The 20,209-nt window shown below is 66.9% G+C and carries 17 protein-coding genes and 1 tRNA gene; 7 read left to right on the top strand and 11 right to left on the bottom strand.

Annotated elements, in window-relative coordinates:
• Positions 1 to 3: 3 nt before the first annotated feature.
• Genes LOC59_RS04655 through argS form a run of 3 tightly spaced genes read right to left on the bottom strand, consistent with a single transcriptional unit; the run spans position 4 to position 4,405 of the window.
• On the bottom strand, positions 4 to 1,302 hold the full coding sequence (locus LOC59_RS04655) for a homoserine dehydrogenase (protein WP_229970757.1): 1,299 nt from the start codon (positions 1,300 to 1,302) through the stop codon (positions 4 to 6).
• A 23-nt stretch (positions 1,303 to 1,325) separates the two neighbouring features.
• Positions 1,326 to 2,747 carry a diaminopimelate decarboxylase gene (gene lysA / locus LOC59_RS04650; protein WP_229970755.1) on the bottom strand — a complete coding sequence of 474 codons (1,422 nt, stop codon included), beginning with the start codon at positions 2,745 to 2,747 and terminating at the stop codon, positions 1,326 to 1,328.
• A gap of 8 nt (positions 2,748 to 2,755) precedes the next feature.
• Entirely contained in the window at positions 2,756 to 4,405 is a 1,650-nt protein-coding gene (gene argS / locus LOC59_RS04645; RefSeq protein ID WP_229970753.1) for an arginine--tRNA ligase, read from the bottom strand.
• 164 nt (positions 4,406 to 4,569) lie between these two features.
• On the opposite strand from argS, the gene LOC59_RS04640 reads away from it, so the two are divergent.
• The 4 genes from LOC59_RS04640 (at position 4,570) to LOC59_RS04625 (ending at position 7,690) form a co-directional block, all read left to right on the top strand.
• Entirely contained in the window at positions 4,570 to 5,049 is a 480-nt protein-coding gene (locus LOC59_RS04640) for an FMN-binding protein (protein ID WP_229970751.1), read from the top strand.
• A 7-nt stretch (positions 5,050 to 5,056) separates the two neighbouring features.
• On the top strand, positions 5,057 to 5,938 hold the full coding sequence (locus LOC59_RS04635) for an FAD:protein FMN transferase (protein ID WP_229970749.1): 882 nt from the start codon (positions 5,057 to 5,059) through the stop codon (positions 5,936 to 5,938).
• Positions 5,935 to 7,452 (top strand): FAD-dependent oxidoreductase, encoded by a 1,518-nt coding sequence (locus LOC59_RS04630; protein ID WP_229970747.1) that lies wholly within the window; start codon positions 5,935 to 5,937, stop codon positions 7,450 to 7,452. Before LOC59_RS04635 ends, LOC59_RS04630 begins: the two co-directional genes overlap by 4 nt.
• Before the next feature lie 165 nt (positions 7,453 to 7,617).
• A tRNA-Arg gene (locus LOC59_RS04625) sits at positions 7,618 to 7,690 on the top strand.
• An 84-nt stretch (positions 7,691 to 7,774) separates the two neighbouring features.
• Here LOC59_RS04625 and LOC59_RS04620 read toward each other — a convergent pair.
• The 4 genes from LOC59_RS04620 to LOC59_RS04605 all read right to left on the bottom strand — a co-directional run bounded on the left by LOC59_RS04620 (position 7,775) and on the right by LOC59_RS04605 (position 12,125).
• The gene (locus tag LOC59_RS04620) at positions 7,775 to 8,980 is read right to left on the bottom strand and encodes an ABC transporter permease (protein WP_227894623.1); all 1,206 of its coding nucleotides are present in this window, start codon (positions 8,978 to 8,980) and stop codon (positions 7,775 to 7,777) included.
• Complete coding sequence (locus LOC59_RS04615; protein ID WP_229970746.1) at positions 8,977 to 9,723, bottom strand: ABC transporter ATP-binding protein; 747 nt, start codon at positions 9,721 to 9,723, stop codon at positions 8,977 to 8,979. The genes LOC59_RS04620 and LOC59_RS04615 overlap by 4 nt, the downstream gene beginning before the upstream one ends.
• The gene (locus LOC59_RS04610) at positions 9,720 to 10,760 is read right to left on the bottom strand and encodes a secretion protein HlyD (RefSeq protein ID WP_229970744.1); all 1,041 of its coding nucleotides are present in this window, start codon (positions 10,758 to 10,760) and stop codon (positions 9,720 to 9,722) included. The genes LOC59_RS04615 and LOC59_RS04610 overlap by 4 nt, the downstream gene beginning before the upstream one ends.
• A gap of 306 nt (positions 10,761 to 11,066) precedes the next feature.
• Positions 11,067 to 12,125, bottom strand: a complete 1,059-nt coding sequence (locus LOC59_RS04605; RefSeq protein WP_229970742.1) for a helix-turn-helix domain-containing protein — start codon at positions 12,123 to 12,125, stop codon at positions 11,067 to 11,069.
• 81 nt (positions 12,126 to 12,206) lie between these two features.
• Here LOC59_RS04605 and LOC59_RS04600 point away from each other — a divergent pair, with 81 nt between their 5' ends.
• A complete protein-coding gene (locus LOC59_RS04600; RefSeq protein ID WP_227915374.1) occupies positions 12,207 to 12,407 on the top strand; it encodes a hypothetical protein in 201 nt (66 codons plus the stop codon).
• Here LOC59_RS04600 and LOC59_RS04595 read toward each other — a convergent pair.
• The gene (locus tag LOC59_RS04595) at positions 12,404 to 13,063 is read right to left on the bottom strand and encodes a DinB family protein (RefSeq protein ID WP_229970740.1); all 660 of its coding nucleotides are present in this window, start codon (positions 13,061 to 13,063) and stop codon (positions 12,404 to 12,406) included. The genes LOC59_RS04600 and LOC59_RS04595 overlap by 4 nt on opposite strands.
• A gap of 105 nt (positions 13,064 to 13,168) precedes the next feature.
• Here LOC59_RS04595 and LOC59_RS04590 point away from each other — a divergent pair, with 105 nt between their 5' ends.
• Both LOC59_RS04590 and hrpA read left to right on the top strand, forming a co-directional pair.
• A complete protein-coding gene (locus LOC59_RS04590; RefSeq protein WP_229970738.1) occupies positions 13,169 to 14,167 on the top strand; it encodes a helix-turn-helix transcriptional regulator in 999 nt (332 codons plus the stop codon).
• A 13-nt stretch (positions 14,168 to 14,180) separates the two neighbouring features.
• A complete protein-coding gene (gene hrpA / locus LOC59_RS04585) occupies positions 14,181 to 18,083 on the top strand; it encodes an ATP-dependent RNA helicase HrpA (protein WP_229970736.1) in 3,903 nt (1,300 codons plus the stop codon).
• 16 nt (positions 18,084 to 18,099) lie between these two features.
• Here hrpA and LOC59_RS04580 read toward each other — a convergent pair whose 3' ends face one another.
• From LOC59_RS04580 to LOC59_RS04570, 3 genes are all read right to left on the bottom strand, one after another.
• Positions 18,100 to 18,528 (bottom strand): HIT family protein, encoded by a 429-nt coding sequence (locus tag LOC59_RS04580; RefSeq protein WP_229970734.1) that lies wholly within the window; start codon positions 18,526 to 18,528, stop codon positions 18,100 to 18,102.
• A gap of 94 nt (positions 18,529 to 18,622) precedes the next feature.
• Positions 18,623 to 19,462 (bottom strand): sulfurtransferase, encoded by an 840-nt coding sequence (locus LOC59_RS04575; protein ID WP_229970732.1) that lies wholly within the window; start codon positions 19,460 to 19,462, stop codon positions 18,623 to 18,625.
• Positions 19,459 to 20,118: an MBL fold metallo-hydrolase gene (locus LOC59_RS04570; RefSeq protein ID WP_227894613.1), complete on the bottom strand. Its 660-nt coding sequence runs from the start codon at positions 20,116 to 20,118 to the stop codon at positions 19,459 to 19,461. The genes LOC59_RS04575 and LOC59_RS04570 overlap by 4 nt, the downstream gene beginning before the upstream one ends.
• Positions 20,119 to 20,209 lie beyond the last annotated feature (91 nt).

Raw genomic sequence — 20,209 nt, 5'->3', positions numbered from 1 at the left:
GTTCTAGACCCCTTCTACCCGCAGGACGGATGTGACGGAATTGATGACGTCCAGGCCCTTGATGGCCTCGACGGTGGCCGCGAGGGCGGCCTCAGGTGCGCGGTGGGTGACAAAGCGCAGTTCAGCCGATGCATTTGCTGCGTCGCTGTGGCTCTTCTGCCGCATGGTTTCGATGGACACGCCGTGGTCCGCGAAGACCTGCGCGACGGCGGACAGCACGCCGGGAGCGTCGGCGACGTCCAGGCCGATGCTGTAGCTCGTGGTGACCAGTTCCTTCGGCAGGGCCGGGAAATGGCCGGAGGCAGCTTCGACGCCCATGTGGCCGCCCAGGGCCAGGCGGCGGGCAACAGTGACGACGTCGCCCATGACAGCCGAAGCGGTGGGAGTGCCCCCGGCGCCCTGGCCGTAGAACATCAGTTCGCCGGCGTTCTCGGCCTCAACGAAAACAGCGTTGAAGGCGCCGTGAACGGCGGCCAGCGGATGTGTGCGCGGCAGCAGCGTGGGATGGACCCGCACGCTGACGCCCTCGGTTCCGTCGGCCTCGAGCTTCTCGGCGATGGCCAGCAGCTTGATGACAAAACCGGCGTCCTTGGCCGCCGCGATGTCTTCGGCGGTGACACCGGTGATTCCTTCGCAGGAGACGTTGGCCATTTCGAACGTGGTGTGGAAGGCGAGGGAGGCCAGGATTGCACCCTTGGCTGCGGCATCATGGCCCTCGACGTCTGCCGTGGGGTCGGCTTCGGCATAGCCCAGGCGCTGTGCCTCTGCCAGGGCGTCGGCAAACTGCGCACCGGTGGTGTCCATGGCGTCGAGGATGTAGTTGGTGGTGCCGTTGACGATGCCGAGTACGCGGGTGATCCGGTCACCGGAGAGGCTGTCGCGGATCGGGCCCAGGATCGGGATGGCGCCGGCAACCGCGGCTTCGTAGGCCAGCCGGACGCCTGCGGCATCTGCCTTCTCGTACAGTGCGGCACCGTCGGCCGCGAGCAGTGCCTTGTTGCCGGTGACAACAGAGGCACCGTGGCCGATAGCGTGCAGGATCAGGGTGCGCGCAGGTTCCAGCCCGCCCATCAGCTCAATGACGATGTCCGCTGATTCCACCAGTGCCTCGGCGTCGGTGGTGAACAGCTCGCGGGGAAGCTCGACGTCACGCGTGGCCTCCGGGTTGCGGACAGCGATTCCGGCCAGTTCCAGCCGGGCGCCCGTGCGTGCGGTGAGGTCGGCGGCGTCGTCAATGAGGATCCGGGCCACCTGGGATCCAACGTTGCCGCATCCCAACAGGGCCACTTTCAGGGTCTTCATTGCTGTGCCTTCTCCTATACCGGTCATGACATATCCCGCGCCAGCAGGTCTTCTTCGGTTTCACCGCGGATGATCAGCCGTGCGGCTCCGTCCCGAACAGCGACGACGGGCGGGCGGGCAATGTAGTTGTAGTTGCTCGACAGCGCCCAGCAGTAGGCGCCCGTGCCCGGAACGGCCAGCAGGTCGCCGTGGTCCACGTCCGAGGGCAGATAAACATCCCTCACTACTATGTCCCCGCTCTCGCAGTGTTTACCAACTACGCGCGACATAACCGCGTCATGTTCCGAGGAGCGGGACGCGAGCACCGCGGAGTAGTCGGCGTCGTAGAGCACCGGGCGGGCGTTGTCGCTCATCCCGCCGTCCACTGAGACGTAACGCCGGGCAGCAGTGCCGCCGTCTTCAGTATCCACCCGGACCGTCTTGATGGTGCCGGCGCGGTACAGCGTGAATGTTGTCGGTCCGACGATCGCGCGCCCGGGCTCAATCGAAATCCGGGGAACAGACAAACCCAGCTCCGCGCAGGTGGCCCCCACGACACCGGCCATCGCCTGGGCGATTTCGGCAGCGGGCCGCGGGGTGTCAGCTTCGGTGTAGGCGATCCCGTAGCCGCCGCCCAGGTCAAGTTCGGGAAGCTCGACGCCGTGGGCCGCCTTGACCTCCGCCATGAAGTCAAGCAGGCGGCGGGCCGCCAGTTCGAAGCCGGCGGGGTCGAAGATCTGCGAGCCGATATGGCTGTGCAGGCCCAGCAGGCGGATGCCGGGGTTTTCCAGTGCCTGCGCGACGGCGTCGGCAGCGGGCGAGGTCCCGGTTTCCGGATCGGCAGCCATGGACAGGCCGAACTTCTGGTCTTCGTGGGCCGTCGCGATGAACTCGTGCGTGTGGGCGTGGACCCCGGGGGTCAGACGCAGCATGATGTTGGCGCGGACGCCGCGGCCCTGCGCCAGGGCACCCAGCCGCCGCAGTTCCGGCAGGGAATCCACCACGATCCGGCCCAGCTCCATGTCCAGGGCGCGGTTCAGTTCGGCGTCGGATTTGTTGTTGCCGTGGAGTCCCAGGTCTGCGCCCGGGATGCCGGCGCGTGCGGCCACCGCCAGTTCGCCGCCGGAGCAGGTGTCCAGCCGCAGGCCTTCATCCGCGACCCAGCGGGCGATCTCGGTGCAGAGGAAGGACTTGCCCGCGTAATAGACGTCCACTCCCCCGCACAGTTCAGCGAATGCTGCGTCGAACGAATCCTTGAAGTCCCGCGCCCGTGCCCGGAAATCCGCCTCAGACACGACGAACAGCGGGGTACCGAAGTCGGCGGCCAGCGCGGAAACCGGGATGCCGGAGATTTCCAGTTCGCCGTCTTCGCCGCGGCGGACATCCCGGGCCCACATGGGCTCGTGCAGCTTGTTGGAATCTTCCGGGCAGCTCAGCCAGGCAGGGGCCAGCGGTGAAATGGTCATGGCGCGTCCTACATCCGTTCCGGCGCGGAAACGCCCAGCAGGTCCAGCCCGTTGGCCAGCACCTGGCGGGCAGCGAGGTTCAGCCACAGGCGGGTGCGGTTGACGTCGGTGACCTCCTCGCCGTTCTGCGGAGCGATCCGGCACGCGTCGTACCAGCGGTGGTAGGTTCCGGCGATGACCTCCAGGTGGCGGGCCACGCGGTGCGGTTCGCGGAAGACACTGGCCTGCGCGACGACGCCGGGGTACTGGCCCAGCGCTGCGAGCAGTGCGCCTTCGGTCGGGTGCGTGAGCAGGGATGCGTCGAAAGCGGAATCATCCACGCCTGCGGCCTCGGCGTTGCGGGCCAGCGCGTACGTCCGGGCGTGGGCGTACTGCACGTAGAACACGGGGTTCTCGTTGCTGCGCTTGGTGAGCAGGTCCAGGTCGACGTCGATGTTGGAGTCGGCGGAGAAACGGGCCAGGGTGTAGCGGGCAGCGTCCACTCCGACGGCGTCCACGAGGTCCTCGAGGGTGACCACGGTTCCGGCGCGCTTGGACATCCGGACCGGCTTGCCGTCCTTGACCAGGTTCACCATCTGGCCGATCAGCACCTCGACGCACTCCGGGTCGTGGCCCAGGGCGGCAGCAGCGGCCTTCAGGCGTGCCACGTAGCCGTGGTGGTCCGCCCCGAGCATGTAGATGTTCAGGTCGAAGCCGCGCTCGCGCTTGTTCTGGATGTAGGCGATATCGCCGGCGATGTAGGCAGCGTTGCCGTCAGATTTGATGACCACCCGGTCCTTGTCGTCGCCAAACTCGGTGGAGTTCAGCCACCAGGCGCCGTCCTTCTCGTACAGGTTCTTCGAGCCCTTGAGCTGCTCCAGCAGCTTTTCCACGTGCCCGTCCTCGTGGAGGGAGTCTTCGTGGAAGTAGACATCAAAGTCGACGCCGAAGTTATGCAGCGACTCCTTGATGTCACCGAACATCAGGTCCACGCCGATGGCGCGGAAACGCTCCTGCGCCTCTGCATCGGGCAGGTCGAGGATGTTCGGTTCGACGGTAAGCACGCGTGCGGTGATGTCCTCGATGTACGCGCCGGCGTAGCCGTCCTCCGGAGCAGGCTCACCCTTGGCGGAGGCCATCAGGGAGCGGGCGAAGCGGTCGATCTGCGCTCCGTGGTCATTGAAGTAGTACTCGCGGGTGACCTCTGCGCCCTGGGACTGGAAGACCCGCGCCAGCGCATCGCCGACTGCGGCCCAGCGGGTACCGCCGAGGTGGATCGGTCCGGTGGGGTTTGCCGAGACGAACTCGAGGTTGATCCTGGTGCCGGAGAGCGCATCGGAACGGCCGTAGGCGTGGCCCGCTTCAACGATGGCCTTGGCCAGCTCGCCGGCGGCACCGGCGTCGAGCGTAATGTTCAGGAACCCGGGACCGGCAATGTCCACCTTGGCGACGCCGTCGATCTTCTCCAGCCTGGAGGAGAGGATCTGCGCGAACTGGCGGGGGTTCATGCCGGCCTGCTTGGAGAGCTGGAGGGCGATGTTCGTGGCCCAGTCGCCGTGGTCGCGGTTCTTGGGGCGCTCCACGCGTACCTCGGAGGGAAGCTCGATGCTGAAGTCACCCGCATCGATGGCGTCTTTGAGGCAGGCGGTTACGGCAGAGGAAAGTTCTTCAGGAGTCACCGGTTAAGCATAGCGGGGACGCGCTCTGCGCCCTTATCCTGCGGACTTGGGCCGGTCCCGGCACCGGTTCGGGATCAGCGGAGCGGGCTCCCACAGGAAACCCCCAGCATTCATGCGCTGTAATAAAGGTTGAACATTCTTCCGCTTCCCGAAGGAGACCAACCGTGAAATCGCAGGCCAAAAAACCCCTCCTCACCGCCGTTGCCGGCGTGGCGCTGCTGGGTACTGCCGGCTGCGGCTCCGCCGGAACCGCACAGGACGGGCCTGCCACGCCGGCTCCAGCTTCTGCTTCTGCTTCTGAAGCTGTCCCTTCCGCTGCCGGCAGCACAGCCTCGGGCACCGGCACCTACGCAGACGGCGAGTACACCGGGACGGGTTCCTACATCCCGCCGTCGAACAAGCAGGAAGAAGTGACGGTCACGATGACGCTCTCCGGCGGCACCGTGACCGCCGTGGAGGTCTCTCCATCGGGCAATAATCCGACGTCCAAGCGCTACCAGGCCGAATTCACCGACGGCATCCAGAAGGAGGTTGTCGGAAAACCCATCGACAGCCTCGACGTCGGCAAGGTCGCCGGATCCTCGCTGACCAGCCAGGGCTTCAACAAGGCACTGGAGCAGATCAAGGCTGAGGCAGGCAGCTAGAAATCCCGTGAACGAGGAGTACGGTTTCGAGGCGATCGGCACCCAGTGGCTCATCACCACCCAGAAGCCGGTGGACTCCGCAGCCCGGGCTGCCGTGGCCGGGCTCATCGCGGAGTATGACGCGGCGCTGTCCCGTTTCCGCCCGGATTCAGTGCTGGGCGCGCTGGGCGGCGGCGCGGGAACCGTAATCCTCCCCGGCTACACCGCCGGGCTGTTCCAGCTCTTCGACCGGCTCGAGACGCTGACCGGGGGCAGGCTCAATCCACTCGTCGGCGGGTCGCTGGAGCAGCTCGGCTACGGCCCCGGCTACCGGTTGCAGCCGCAGGGCCCCGCCGTCGCTGCCCCTCCCTGGCGTTCCGCGGCAACCTGGCGCCCGGTTCACGGGCCGGCCGGCGGCGTCGAACTGGTCCTGGAGCGTCCCGCCACCGTCGATGTGGGGGCGGCGGGCAAGGGACAGCTGGTGGACCTAGTCTGGGAGCTGCTGGTCTTCCGCGGATATGCTTCGGTAGTGGTTGATGCCGGATCGGACATGCGCCATTCCGGTGCTGCGGGCGTTCGTGTGGCACTGGAACACCCTTACGATTCCACGCAGGCCATTGGCGTCGTCGAAGTTTCGGGGCGTGCCCTCTGTGCGTCGGCAGCCAGCCGCCGGACCTGGGGAGAAGGCCTGCACCATGTACTCGACGCGTCCACCGGCCGGCCCGTGGACGCAGTGGCCGCAACCTGGGTCCTGGCCCCGGACGCCATGACTGCGGACGGGCTTGCGACCGCCCTGTTCCTGACCGACCCTTCACTGCTCGCCGCGGAGTTCGACTTCGATTACGTCCGGATGTTCTCCGACGGCCGGGCACAGTATTCACCCGCTATGGCTGGAGTCCTTTTTTCATGACCGTATCCCTGAGCCCGCCCACTGCACGGCTGCAGCGCCTGCTGGGCAAGATGAGCATGTACCGCATGCTGGTGGTACTGCTGCTGGCCTTGGCAGCCTGGTCGTTTGTGCTCTCGCTGACCGGGGCACTTCATTACACGCCGGCTGAGCTGGCGGCCACGCTGGCCACATCGGTCGTCTCCACGCTGGTGGCCAGCCGGGTCATGGGGCTATTGTTCCGCACCTTCCCGATGACGGACTCGGCCCTCATCACCGGCCTGCTGCTGTTTTTCCTCTTCTGGCCGACCACTGACGGTCCCGAGCTGGGCACCATCGCACTGGCTGCCTTTGCCGCGACGGCGTCGAAATACGTCCTCGTCTGGCGCCGCCGGCACATCTTCAACCCCGCCGCCCTCGGCGCCGTTGTTATTGGCTTCACCGGGCTGAACGTGCCGGTGTGGTGGGTGGCTGCTCCGCTGATGCTCGTCGTGGTCCTGCCCGCCGCCCTCCTGGTGCTCTACCGCAGCCGGCTGCTGCCCATGGCCGGGGTCTTCGTCCTCGTCGCCGCGGGGATTGTGGGTATGCGCTTCGCGGTTTCCGGTGAGCCGGTCCTGGACGGGCTGGCCACTGCATTCATGTCTTATCCCATCCTGTTCTTCGCCGGGTTCATGCTCTCCGAGCCGCTGACCCTGCCGCCGCTGCGCTGGCAGCGGCTCGCTGAAGCCGCCGTCGTCGGTGTCCTGTTTGCGACTCCGCTCTCCGTGGGTCCGGTGTTCATGTCACCGGAGCTGGCACTGCTGATCGGCAACCTGCTGGCTTTCGCCGTGGGCCAGCGCGGAGGCATCAGCCTGCGGCTGCGCGAGGCGCGGGAGCTGACCCCCACCTCCCGCGAGCTCATCTTCGAGCCGGCGCGTCCGCTGCGTTTCCGGGCGGGCCAGTACCTTGAGCTGAGCCTGCCGCACCCCAACCCGGACGGACGCGGCCTGCGGCGTGTTTTCAGCATCACCTCCGATCCGGCAGACGGTTCCACCGTGTCCCTTGGGCTGCGCGTCTCCGAACCGGGCAGTTCCTTCAAGACCAAGCTGCTGGCGCTGAAGCCCGGAGCCAGGCTCTCCGCGACGTCCGTGGGCGGAGACTTCCAGCTCCCCCGCGATCCCTCCCGCAAGCTGCTGCTGGTTGCCTCCGGGATCGGGATTACCCCGTTCATCAGCCAGCTGCGCTCGGCGGAGGCCGAGGGACGCGACGCCGTGCTGGTTTACGCAGCATCGTCTGCGGCGGAGCTGGCCTACGCCGGCGAACTGGCGGAGATGGACGTTCGGGTGCTGGCCTGCACGCCGGAGGATCCCGGGGTTCCGGGCTGGAAGTGGCTCGGACCGGGGCTGCCGGACGGCGCCCGCCTGCGCGAGGCCGTGCCGGACGCAGCCGAGCGGACCGCGTTCCTGGCCGGGTCGCCGTCGGCCGTTGCCTACGCCCGCCGGGAGATCCGGTCAGCCGGCGTCCGCCGGATGCACACCGATCCCTTCCTCGGCTACTAACCGCCCTCCCCCCTCCTCGAGAGGCCACTTACGGCTCTTTTGACGGCTGAAACGAGCCGTAAGTGGCCTCTCGGCGGGTGGGAACCAAAAGTGGTTTCCGGGCACCGCCGAGAACCTGCTAAGCTTCTTTAGTCCCTGCAGGACGTACCGGTTCGCCGGTGTCCCGCCCTCGTAGCTCAGGGGATAGAGCGGTTGCCTCCGGAGCAACAGGCCGTAGGTTCGAATCCTATCGAGGGCACGTGAATTGCAGGGAAAACCCCCGCTGCCTTACCGGCAGCGGGGGTTTTTGCTTTCCGTGAGTACCTCCCCGGCAGTGGATCTCCTAGTACCTGATGGCGTCGATGACCTTCACACGCACCGCCACCAGCGCGGGAATCAGGCCGGCCAGGGTTCCGACGGCGGTAGCCGCTGCCAACCCCAGAATCGCGGCGGTGACCGGGAACGGCGGCAGCTCCGTTATTCCGAACGCAATCTGCTCCTGCACGATCGGAAGCTGGACGACGGCGACGGCTGCCATTACGCCGACGACGCCTGCCGCGAACGTTGCGACCACGGACTCAAGCAGGACTCCAAAGAAGATCCTGCCCGAGGTGGCGCCGAAGCTGCGGCGGATGCCGATCTCCCGGACCCTGTGCCTGACGGTCACCATGGAGATATTCAAGAGGCCCACGGCCCCCAGAAGCATCACCATGCCGGCTATGCCGCCTACCACCAGCGTCATGACAGCGTACGGGTCGCCCCAGGCTGCATAGTCGCTGCGGTACACATTGGGCTGCATCCCGGGAAACTGCGCCGCCAGGTCTGCCGTGATGGCGTGCTGCAGCGGCTCGGCGATCTCCTCGGGAACCCAGAGTTCCAGCATCGGCACAGCGCCCGTGAGGCTCTCTGCCGTCCCGAGCCGGTCATACGCGTCGGTGAGCATGTACGCAGCCGCAGGCTCGTCAGCCCACGAATTCACCCGGACGCCGGTGATCACCGCATTGACCGGCTTTCCGTTCCAGATCTCAACTACGGGATCGGCGGCAAGGTCCGGGTAGCCCAGCCGGGCGTGGAACGCTTCGTTGATGATCACCGCAGGTGCCAGCCGGGAGGAATCTGCCTCGGTGAACCAGGAACCGGAGGAAAGGTTGACCCGGCGCATGGTGCCGAAGTCCGCATCCACCACCACGGTCTCGGTCTGGGCAACGCCGTCGGGGAACTGGAAGGGCAGGGCAGTTGGCAGGTACATCGAAGCGTGGCTGACGGCGTACCGCTCCACGGTGGCATCGTAGGCGTCCCGGAGGGCCATGACATCGGCCGGGGACCCGTCATTGGGATACGCGGAGACACTCAACGTCGCCGGCCTGCCGCTTTGCGCTTCGGAGCCCTGCGCCATTGCCGCCCGGGCCATGTCCGCCAGGGCGACGACGGCAGTCAGCGCTGCCACTGACAGGGCTACGCCAACCAGGGCGAGCAAGACCCGGGCCTTGTGGATCCGCAGCTCTGTCCAGGCCTCCACCAGTGCCGCGGTCATTCCGGACAGGCTCATGCTTCGCCCCCTTCCCCGGCGCGCAGGCGGCCGGCATCAAGGAGGTAGTGCCGGTCCGCCAGCGCAGCCACGTTCGGATCGTGGGTGATCGTCACGAGTGAAGCACCTGATTCGGCCACCACATCAGAAAGCAGTGCCATCACGGACGCTCCGGTGGCAACGTCCAGCGCACCGGTCGGTTCGTCTGCCAGGATCAGCTGCGGACTGCGGACCAGCGCCCTGGCGATCGCCACGCGCTGCTGTTCTCCGCCGGAGAGCTTCTGCGGTTTGTCCCGCAGCCGGGACCCCAGGCCCACCCGCTCCAGAATGCCGGCCGCTATCCGTTCCCGCTGCCAGAACGTCCGGCCGCGGGCGTACAGCAGCGGCGTCATGACGTTCTCCAGTGCCGTGCGTTCGGGCAGGAGATTGAACTGCTGAAAGATGAAACCGACGGCGTTTCCACGCCGCACGGCCCTGGCATTCCCGCTCATGGATTCGACCGGCACACCGTCAAACTCCATCCGTCCGGAGGTGGGAAGGTCCAGCATCCCCAGGATGTTCAGGAGGGTTGATTTCCCCGATCCCGAGCGCCCCACCACCGAAATATGCTCGCCGGGGTGGATCTGCAGGTCGACGCCGTCCAGGATGGTGAGCTTCTCTCCGTCCGGGAGGGCAACGCTGCGCGTGACCGCCTCCAAGCTGGCCAGGGGCCCGGCTTCCGTGCCCGCGGGTGCTTCCAGGAACGTGGCTGCAGCCCCGGTCATCCGCCCATCACTCCGGGGCCGTATATGATTCCGGCCTCGTTCATGGGTGCTTCGGCACCGGGGACGAAGAGCAGCACTTCTTCGCCTTCGCTCAGGCCCTCGGTGATTTCCACAAGCTGGCCGTCAGTCAGGCCGAGGACAACGGGCCGTTCTTCGCTGCTTCCTTCTTCGCCCACAACCCAGACGATGCCGTTTTGCACCAGTCCCTGGACCGCCGTCGTGGGCACGGTGACGGCGTCGAGCGCCTGGCCGGCGGTGATGGCAACAGAGGCGCCAAGTCCCGCGAACGCTGCCACCCCTTCCGGCACGGCACAGCTCACGGATCCCGCATCCGGTGATGCCGGCGGGCCGAAGCTGGCCCCGGGGGCCTGTGCCTGGGTGGAGATGCCCTCGGCGGCGGGAGGCGTCCGTCCCATGGTGACGTCGCTGCAGGCGAAGGGCGCCGGGCCGCCGTTGATGGTTACCTCGGCGGTGTTCGGACGGTCCATGATCCGGAACTGCTGGTCAGTGCTCAGGGTGCCCTGTACGGAGAAGGTTCCCGGATCAATCGCACCGATGTCGCTCCCGACGGCGACCTGCTGGTTCAGGAGCACGGTAAAGCTGCTGAGGGTCCCGTCCGCCGGTGCCGTGACGTCCACGAAGGTGTAGAGCGGTGCCGGCGGAGCCGTGGGTTCCTCGCTGTCGGACACGGGCGGCGCCGCGGGCTGGTCCTCCACGGGCTTTCGGACCTGGAACAGCCGTTCGCCCTTCACCACCTGCTGGCCGGCTTCGGCATCGAGGAACACGACCACGCCCTCCGCCGTGCTGCGGACCGGGATTGCCGGATCGGCGGCAACGGCGCCCTGGAGCTCGACGGTATTCGTGATCGCGGCACGTTCGGCCAGGACGGTTGCTGTCTGCAGCTGGGCCGAGGGCACCTGCGGCTGGGCTTCGGCACGCATCCCGTCGACGAAGGCAAGCTTGAACAGGGCTGCGGCAATAACGGCGAAGACCACCAGCCACAGGACAGGGAAAACTATGCGTCGGACGACACCCATGCAGACACTCCATTGCGGTTGCGTTCGCTGCCGGGTGGGGCCAGCTGCGTGTTCGGTCCGGGCACAGAGGTGCAGTGTGCCTGCGCCCCCCTGCGCACCGGCAGATGCCTTGGAAGCTACCAGCAAATGCTGTCTCAGACGGCCGGGAAACTCCGCAGCCCCAGGGATTTCGTCTTTTGGGAGTGGACGTTTCAACCCGCAGGCTGAAAGCTGCGGACTCACCGGCCGGACCCGGGACGCCTGCTAGCGCGGTGCGGGCTGCTAGAGCGGTACGGTCTGGGACGCCTGCTAGCGCGGTGCGGGCTGCTAGAGCGGTACGGTCTGGGTGGGCTGCGAGCGCGGTGCAGGCTGCGCCGGGTGGAGGGCGTAGCGGCTCCCGCCGCCCTTTCCCAGCCGGTCAGCCCGTCCTCGAAAGACGCGCCGGTAGGCTGCCGGGCTGATGCCTACTTCGCGGTTGAAGTGGTGCCTCAGCAGGACTGCCTGCCCAAACCCTGCCGCCCGGGCGACCTCCTCGACGGTCAGTTCGGAGTCTTCCAGGAGTTCCTGTGCGCGCAGGACGCGCTGGGCATTGATCCAGGCGCCGGGGGTCGTGCCGGTTTCGGATTTGAAGCGCCGCGCGAAGGTGCGCGGGGACATGTTCTCCCTGGCAGCGAGCGCCGTTACCGAGTGCGCCTGCTCCAGGTGCGAGGCGATCCAGACCAGGAGGTCTTCCAGGGTGCCGACGCCCGCAGCGGAGACCGGCCGGTCAATGTACTGGGCCTGCCCGCCGTCGCGGTGAGGAGGCACCACCATGTCCCTGGCGATAGCCGCTGCTGCCTTCGCTCCGAGCTCCAGCCGGACCAGGTGCAGGGCCGCGTCGATGCCAGCTGCTGTCCCCGCGCTGGTGACGACGTTGCCCGCCTGGACGTACAGCACGTCCTCGTCCACTTCTACCAGCGGATAAAGGGAGGCCAGCTGGTGGGAGTTCAGCCAGTGCGTGGTTGCTTTCTTCCCGTCCAGGAGGCCTGCTTCTGCGAGCGCGAAGGCACCGGTACAGACCGAGAGGACCCATGCACCGCGGTCGTGGGCATCCTGCAGCGCCTGGAGCACCGGTTCCGGCGCCGGCGTCGGTTCCGGTTTCCAGCGGCCAAAAGGCGCCATCACCACCAGGTCCGCATCCCGGACGGCATCGAGCCCGGCGTCCACCCTGATGAAGTATCCGGACGACGTCCGGACCTCTCCGGGAACATCCGTGGCCAGCCGGAAATCGAAATGCGGAACCCCGGTGCCGCGGCCCGAGCGGTCAAGGCCGAACACTTCGGAAAGGATTCCCAGTTCAAAGGAGCCGACGTTGTCCAGGGCAATCGCTGCCACAGATCTCAGCATGGGACGAGTATGGCAGTAACTTGTTGCTGATGGTCGTTTCTGCCACTTATTTTTGTTCCCCCGCGGGATGAGCCTTGAAGTATGGAAATCTTTCTGGCCGGCATTGTCATCGCGCTCCTCATTGCCAGCATCACTGCCGTGGTGATGGGCATCCACAATGACGGGCGCGGCCACCTGCCCCCGGTCCGGTCCAACGCCCCGTGGCACGGCAACGCCCTTTGGGATGTCAGCGACCCCCGGGATCTGTCCCTGGACCACCAGCGCTACCAGCCACACCGCTAGGCCCCGGCGTCCTCCCTGGCCGCAGCGCTGTTAACGCTCCCTGCCGCCGGAGCCCCGTCACGGTGCGCATACAGGTCCCGCAGCAGGGCCACTTCTGCCAGGTGATGGATCAGTTCCCGGTGGATATGGAGCACCAGCGTGGCCATGGGCGCCTCCGCCCACCCCCCTTCCGCAGGTCCCACGGGCCTGGCCAGGTCTTCCTCTGAGAGGGCAGAGACGTGGCTGATCCACCGCCCGTAATACTCATCCAGCAGCGCGAGCGCTTCGGCCGCGCTCCCCGGGTACTCGAAGCTCTCATAGTCCGCCGCCGGACCGCCAAAATGGGCGGCATTCCGTTGTCCAAGGACTCCGCACAGGATATGGGACAGCCGCCAGGCAATGGTGGTCACCGGTGCGGGATGTGGCTCAGGGTAGGCCCAGTCGCAGGTGTAATCCCCGGACCCGGCCTGGATTGGAGCATCCCCGGTTCCCCGGGGCCGGACATTCCAGCAGCCCTGCACCGGTTCCCAGAAGTACTCTTCGTCGCTGAGGCCCTCCAGCCGCGGCCTGGCCTGGTTCTCCCAGTGCCACCGAAGCTGGGCCGCCAGCTCCGTCCCCCAGTTCAGCCCGGGCTGCGCGGGTCCGTGGTGGACACGGGGTTCGGTGTGCTCCGTCATGGCTGCTCCTCCTGGGTGAGTGCGTGCGGGTTCGTTAGGTCAGAGCACCCAGACTAGTTTTCATCCAGGACAGCTTCTGTCCGCATACCGGAGTACGTTGGGCACATGCTCGAGACATCCGCCAGGCTGCTGCATCTGCTCTCCCTGCTGCAGCTGCGCCGCGAATGGACCGGAGCCGCGCTGGCGGACCGCATGGCGGTCACTGAACGAACAGTTCGCAGGGACATCGGCAAGCTGCGCAGCCTCGGCTATCCGATATCAGCGTCTCCCGGAATCGCCGGAGGCTACCAGCTCGGCGCCGGAGCACAGCTGCCTCCCCTGCTGCTCGACGACGAGGAAGCGCTGGCCGTCGCCCTGGGCCTCACTGCGGTGGCGTCCGGTCCGGTCTCCGGAATCGGCGAAGCGTCCATCCGCGCCCTGGTGAAGCTTGAACAGGTGCTTCCCGGCCGCCTGCGCCCCAAGTTCTCTGCCCTCCGCCAGTCCGTCAGCGTCCTCTCCGGCCCACCGGCCAGCGCGTCCACCGTCAATCCGGAGATCCTCACCGCTTTCTCGACCGCCATTTCCGAACGGCGCATGGCTTCCTTCCGCTACCAGGCGTTCGAATCCCCCGAAGGCCGCAGGATCGTGGAGCCGTACAAGCTGGTCAGTACGGGGCGGCGCTGGTACCTGGTGGCGTGGTGCACGGAACGCCAGGACTGGCGCACCTTCCGGGTGGACCGCTGCCAATCCGTCCCGGTCTTCCGGGAAAAGTTTGCTCCCCGGCCGCTTCCCGCCAGGGATCTTGCGGCCTACGTCCAGGCCGCCATCACCCGCAGCCCGTACAAGTACGACGTCGTGATCCGGATTGCGGCACCGCTGGAGCTGGTGGCCGCGCAGGTGCCGGCGGAGGTCGCCGTCCTGCAGGCGGACGGCCCCGGCCATACGGTGCTCCGCAGCGGGTGGGACTCGCTGGACCTTCCGCTGATCCGGATGGCGGGGCTCGGCGTCGAATTCGAGATCCTGGAACCGGAGGAGATGCGCCAGCGCGCCCGCGACGCCGCCGGGCGCCTGGGCAGGGCCGCCGGAGCCGCCCCGCCCGCCGGGGAGCTTCCGCCCACGCACTAGACTGGTGCCAACTATGGCACTGACAATTTCCTATCCCCCGCAGCTTCCAGTCTCCGAGCGCCGGGATGACATCATGGCCGCCATCGCGGCCAACCAGGTTACCGTGATCGCCGGTGCCACCGGTTCGGGAAAAACCACCCAGATTCCGAAGATGTGCCTGGAACTGGGCCTGGCGGAGAAGGGCCTGATCGGCCATACGCAGCCCCGGCGGCTCGCTGCCCGTACCGTCGCGGAACGGATCGCGGAGGAGCTCGACGTCGAAATCGGCGCCGAAGTGGGCTTCCAGGTGAGGTTCACCGGAGAGACCAGCCGGGATACCAAGGTCAAGCTGATGACCGACGGCATTCTGCTCGCGGAGATCCAGCACGACCGCAAGCTCAAGAAGTACAGCACCATCATCATCGACGAGGCGCACGAGCGCAGCCTCAACATCGACTTCATCCTCGGCTACCTCAAGCGCCTGCTGCCCGAACGCCCGGATCTGAAGATCATCATCACCTCCGCCACGATCGATCCCGAACGGTTCGCGCAGCACTTCGCGTCCCCGGACGGCACGCCGGCACCCATCATCGAAGTCTCCGGCCGGACCTTCCCGGTGGAGATCCGCTACCGCCCGCTGAACCAGCCTGCCCTCGGAGCAGCGGACGACGAGGACGAGGACGAGCTCGAAGAAGACCGCGACCCGCTGGACGCCGTCTGCGACGCGGTTGACGAACTCTCCCGCGAGGCTCCCGGGGACATCCTGGTCTTCTTTTCCGGCGAACGTGAGATTCGGGACGCCGCCGACGCGCTGCGCGGCACCGTCACCCGCAATCCCCGCCTGGCCAACACGGAAATCCTGCCGCTGTATGCCCGGCTCTCCCTGGCGGAACAGCACCGTGTGTTCTCCCCCGGCAAGCAGCGCCGCATCGTCCTGGCCACGAACGTTGCAGAGACCTCGCTGACGGTTCCCGGCATCAAGTACGTGATCGACACCGGCACCGCCCGCATTTCCCGCTACTCGCACCGCACCAAGGTCCAGCGCCTGCCGATCGAGCGCATCTCCCAGGCCTCGGCCAACCAGCGCTCGGGCCGCTGCGGGCGTGTCTCGGACGGCATCGCCATCCGTCTCTATTCCGAGGACGACTTCGAAGCCCGGCCGGAATTCACCGACCCGGAGATCCTTCGCACCAACCTCGCTGCGGTCATCCTCCAGATGGCTGCCATGGGTGTGGCCCAGGGACCCAAGGACGTTGCAGACTTCCCGTTCGTCCAGCCGCCGGATGCCAAAGCAGTGAACGACGGCGCGCTGCTGCTGCGCGAGCTCGGTGCCCTGGCGCCCAAGGGCGGGATCACCGCCGTCGGACGCAAGCTGGCCCAGCTCCCCGTCGACCCGCGCCTGGGCCGCATGATCGTGGAGGCCGGGCAGCGCGGCTGTGTCCGCGAGGTCATGGTGCTCGCTGCGGCGCTGACCATCCAGGACCCGCGTGAACGGCCGTCTAAGGACGATCCCGCCCGGGCCCAGAAGGCCGCGGAACTGCACAAACGGTTTGTCGACGAGAATTCGGACTTCACCGGTTTCCTGAATCTCTGGCGCTACGTCCAGGAAAAGCAGAAGGAACTCTCCTCCTCCCAGTTCCGCAAGCTGTGCAGGAACGAGTTCCTGAACTTCCTGCGCATCCGGGAATGGCAGGACCTCTTCGCCCAGCTGCGGCAGCTGGCCAAGCCGCTGGGGATCACCCTTGCTCCCGGCGAGGTGGATCCCGTAGGCCGCGAGAAGGACGTTCACATCTCCCTGCTCGCCGGGCTGCTGAGCCACATTGGCCTCTATGACCAGCGCAAGCGCGAGTATGCCGGCGCCCGCGGCACCCGTTTTGCAGTGTTCCCCGGGTCTGCCCTGTTCAAGAAGTCCCCCGACTGGGTGATGGCGGCCGAGCTGGTGGAAACTTCACGCCTTTGGGCCCGGATCGCCGCAAAGTTTGATCCGCTGTGGGTGGAGGAAGTCGCTCCGCACCTGATCAAGCGCACCTACAGCGAGCCGCACTGGTCCAAGCGCAGCGGTTCGGTGATGGCCTATGAAAAGGTCACGCTCTACGGTGTGCCGGTGATTCCGCGCCGCAGCGTGAACTACGGCCGGATTGATCCGGTGCTGTCCCGCGAAATGTTCATCCGGCACGCCCTGGTGGAGGGCGACTGGCGAACCCACCACAAGTTCTTCCACCGCAACCAGGCCCTCCTGGCCGAAGTCGAAGAGCTCGAGACCCGGGTACGCCGCCGCGGCCTGCGGGTGGACGACGAGACCCTGTTCGAGTTCTACGACGAACGCATCGGCAGCGAGGTGGTCTCCGAAAGGCACTTCGACAAATGGTGGAAGCACGCCCGGCATGAGGACCCCAAGCTGCTGGACTTCGATCCGGACGCGCTGCGCACCGACGACGCCGCCGGCCTGGACGAGGCGGAGTTCCCCAAGACCTTCCGCTACGCGGACTTCGACCTGCCGCTTTCCTACGAGTTCACTCCCGGTGTTCCGGGTGCCAACGACGGCGTGAGCGTCGAGGTGCCGGTGCTGTTCCTGAACCAGCTGGACCCCGAGCCCTTCCGCTGGCAGATCCCGGGCCTGCGGGCCGAACTGATCACCGCGCTGATCAAGTCCCTGCCGAAGGCCGTGCGGAAGAACTTCATCCCCGCGCCGGATGTGGCCCGGGCCGCCGCGGCGGCGTTGGCAGCAGACTTCGATCCGGCGTCGGACGCCTTGGAACCGTCCCTGGAACTGGCCCTGCGCCGGCTCAAGGGACACATCATCCCGCCGGGTTCCTGGAACTGGGACGCCATCCCGGAACACCTGCGGATGAGTTTCTCCGTGGTGGATTCCTCCGGCCGCATCCTGGACGAAGGAAAGGATCTTGCCGCCCTGCAGGAATCCCTGGCGCCGGCGACCCGGCGGGCGATTGCCGAATCCCTCGGTGCCACGCCCGGAACGGTGAAACCGGCTCCGAAGGCCAAGGGCAAGCCAGATCGCACCGCGGGAGAGGACGCTGCATCGAACGGACAAGGCACGCCGTCGTTCCGGGAAGAAACCGGCCTCACCGAGTGGAGCGTCGGCACGATCCAGCGGCAGATCGCCACCCTGGTCGCGGGCCACACAGTTACCGGCTACCCCGCCCTGGTCGACGAGGGCACCACCGCCGGCCTGCGTGTTTACCAAAGCGCCGGGGAACAGGCCGCAGCGATGCGCGGCGGAGTCATCCGCCTGCTGGCCCTGCGTGTCCCCAGTCCCGCCAAGTACGTGCTTGAACACCTCAGCAACGCGGAGAAGCTCACCTTCAGCCAAAACCCGCACGGCTCGGTGGCGGCACTGATCCAGGACTGCACCTTGGCCGCGATTGACAAGCTCACGCCGGAGGACCTGCCCTGGTCCCGGGAAGAGTTCGACGCCCTGTATGAGAAGGTCCGGGCGGAGCTGATCGACACCGTCTTCACGGTGACCGCAATCGTGGAGAAGGTCCTCTCAGCGACCCGCCGGATCCAGAAACAGCTCAAGGGCACCACGTCTTTGGCGCTGATTTCAGCGCTGAACGATGTCCGCGCCCAGCTGGAGCAGCTGGTCTATCCCGGCTTTGTGGCCCGGACCGGTTATGCCCAGCTCTCCCAGCTGCCGCGGTACCTGGCGGGCATTGAGCGGCGCCTGGAAAAACTGCCCACGAACGTCCAGCGGGATTCGCTGAGCATGGCAGTGGTGCAGGGGCTCGAAGATGATTACGACGACGCCGTCGCGGCCCTGGTGCCCGGGCGCGGCACTCCCCCGGCGCTGGCGGAAGTCCGCTGGATGATCGAGGAACTGCGGATTTCGTTCTTTGCCCAGGAACTGGGAACGGCCCGGTCCGTTTCAGAGAAACGGATCCGGACCGCCCTGAACCAGGCTTTGGCTCCGGCCTAGGCCTTAGGTACGCAGATCAGGCCTCGGGGACGAACTCGCCGTGGCCGGCGGCCCGCAGGCCCTCGCGGATCTTCTCCGCGTTGGCAGCCATGCGGTCCTGGTCCGGATTGGTTTCTGCCCGGCTGAAGTCGAAGTCTGCCAGCGAGTTGGCCGGCCAGACGTGGATGTGCAGGTGGTCGATTTCGAAGCCGGCGATGGTCAGGCCTGCACGTTCCGCGCCGAAGGCTTCCACCTGGACCTTTCCGATCTCCTGGGCCACGGCCGTCAGCTTGGCGAGCAGGTCCGCGGGAGCATCCGTCCACTTGTCCACTTCCCGGCGCGGGACCACCAGGGTGTGGCCGTCTGCGAGGGGGCCGATGCTGAGGAACGCGACGACGTCGTCGTCCTTCCAGACGAAGCGGCCGGGGATCTCACCCTCGATGATCCGGGTGAATAATGTGCTCATTCGTTCTCCTTGAGGTGACTGCCGGACCAGCCCGCCGGAACGCTGCACGCGCAGCGGCGGGGGAACGGGACGGCCGGTAAACATGGCTCTGACGCTACCCGTCCTCAGCCCCGGTCGCCACCGGCCGGCCGGGCGTGGACGACCATTCAGACCACGAGCCGGGATACAGGGCTGCCTCGAATCCTGCCACGGCAAGCGCGGCTACCTCTGCGGCAGCGAAGACCCCGGAGCCGCAGTAGGCTGCCACGGGTTTGGTGCCGTCCACCCCGGCAGCTTCAAAACGCCCGCGCAGGACGGAAGGATCCGCGAACCGGCCCCGCGGGTCCAGGTTGCCGGCCGCCGGGACGTTGACGGCACCGGGGATGTGCCCTGCCCGGGGATCGATCGGCTCGGTTTCGCCGCGGTAGCGTTCCGGGGCGCGGGCATCGATCAGCACCCCAACGGAGGCAAGTTCACCGGCCCGTTCCATGTCCGCTGTGGGCATGTGGTCCCAGGAAAGGGTAACGTTCCCCGGCTCCGGCGTCACGGGACCCTTCGCCAGCTCTCCCCCGGCATCCACCCAGGCCTGCAGGCCTCCGTTCAGCAGCCTTACCTGCGAATAGCCGGCATGGCGCAGCAGCCACCAGGCGCGGGCGGCCGAGCTGCCTCCGGAGGCGTCGTACGCCACCACGAGGTCGCCGTCGTTGATTCCCCACCACTTGGCCATCGCGGCAAAGACCGACGGCGAAGGCAGCGGGTGCCGGCCGCCGGGTCCGGGCGGCGAGGAGAGTTCAGTGTCCAGGTCAACGTAGACGGCACCGGGGAGATGTCCGGCCGCATAGCGCAGGTAGCCGTCCGTGCGGCCAAGCTCCCACCGCACGTCCAGGAGCCGAACCGGTGTGCCGCTTTCGACCTCATCCGACAGTTCTTCCGCACTGATCAGCACCCCCGTCATACCTCCACCGACTCTCCGGCGGCGAGGCTGACGTACTGCGTGCCGTACATGGGGCCGAAACGTTCCAGGTGCTTCTCCACAACGCCGCGTCCGTTCCCGTTCAGCAGCGCGTCATGGATGGGGTACGCGGTTTCCGCACCGCAGGCAATGACGAAGTCGATCACCTCGCCGACTTTGGACCAGGGGGCGTGGATCGGAACCAGCAGGGTGCGGGCCTTCAGCCCGTGCGGGACGGTAAAGGAATCCCCCGGATGGTAAATGCCGTCCTCAATCAGGTACGCCAGGTTCTCCACCACCGGAACCAGCGGATGGATCAGGGCATGCTGGAATCCGAACGAACGGACGGCTATCCCGCGGATGTCGAAGGCTGTGCCGGGCTCGACGTCGTGGATGCGGGTCCGGACGTCCTCAGCGACGTCGCCCCGCAGGGACCCGGCAAGCACCGGCGGCGCATAGAGGTGGAGGTTCGGGGCCGCAGCGAGGATAGGCAGCACCCGCTCCCGGTCGATGTGGTCCGCATGTTCATGCGTCACCAGGATGGCATCAGCACTCTCCAGGGCTTGATCCACCTCGGAAAAGTTGCCGGGATCCAGCACCAGCACGGCCCCTTCTTTTTCGAAACGGACACAGGAATGGGAGTACTTGGTCATTTTCATAGGGTCACGATACTCCGCCGGGTTCCGGGAGCGGCCGGAGCGAACCGGCAGCGGCGCTGATAATCTGGGGAAGGTCCGAATTACCCACCAG

This window comes from Arthrobacter sp. zg-Y916 (assembly GCF_020907385.1).
Classification (GTDB): Bacteria; Actinomycetota; Actinomycetes; order Actinomycetales; family Micrococcaceae; genus Arthrobacter_B; species Arthrobacter_B caoxuetaonis.
Note: the sequence above shows the minus strand (reverse complement) of the source record. Positions and strands in the feature narration are given on the sequence as shown.